The organism is Mesorhizobium sp. M4A.F.Ca.ET.020.02.1.1 (assembly GCF_004022645.1).
Taxonomy (GTDB): domain Bacteria; phylum Pseudomonadota; class Alphaproteobacteria; order Rhizobiales; family Rhizobiaceae; genus Mesorhizobium.
The window spans coordinates 1-441 of record NZ_RZOI01001402.1; the positions used below are offsets into that span (position 1 = coordinate 1).

The 441-nt window shown below is 68.9% G+C and carries 1 protein-coding gene and 1 pseudogene; both read left to right on the plus strand.

Annotation, left to right across the window (positions count from 1 at the left end):
- Positions 1 to 281 (plus strand): NYN domain-containing protein (locus tag EN742_RS37370; RefSeq protein ID WP_128334010.1); only part of this gene is annotated, 281 nt, incomplete at its 5' end.
- An 11-nt stretch (positions 282 to 292) separates the two neighbouring features.
- Positions 293 to 441, plus strand: a pseudogene (locus EN742_RS39925) (uracil-DNA glycosylase); the annotation flags it as partial.

Consider the following 441-nt stretch of genomic DNA (forward strand, 5'->3'; position numbering starts at 1 on the left):
CCGTCGATGCGCTCGAGCTCGCCGACGTCGTCGACCACTATGTCATCTTCTCCGGCGACGGCGATTTCCGCACGCTGGTGGAGGCGCTGCAGCGGCGCGGCCGCAAAGTCTCGATCGTCTCGACGATGGCCTCGCAGCCGCCGATGATATCGGACGACCTGCGTCGCCAGGCCGACCATTTCATCGACCTGATGAGCCTGAAGAACGAAGTCGGCCGCGATCCGTCCGAGCGGCCGGTGCGGCGGCCCGAACCGGCCGAGGTCGACGAGGACGAGTATTGACGACGGCGGCCCTGGTGGCCGCGACCTCCCCCGAACCCGGCCGCGACTGCCCGCTCTGCCCGCGGCTGCATGATTTCATCGCCGACTGGCGGCAGCGCGAGCCGACCTGGTTCAACGCACCGGTGCCGCCAGTCGGCGATGAAATCATGCAGCCGCGGGC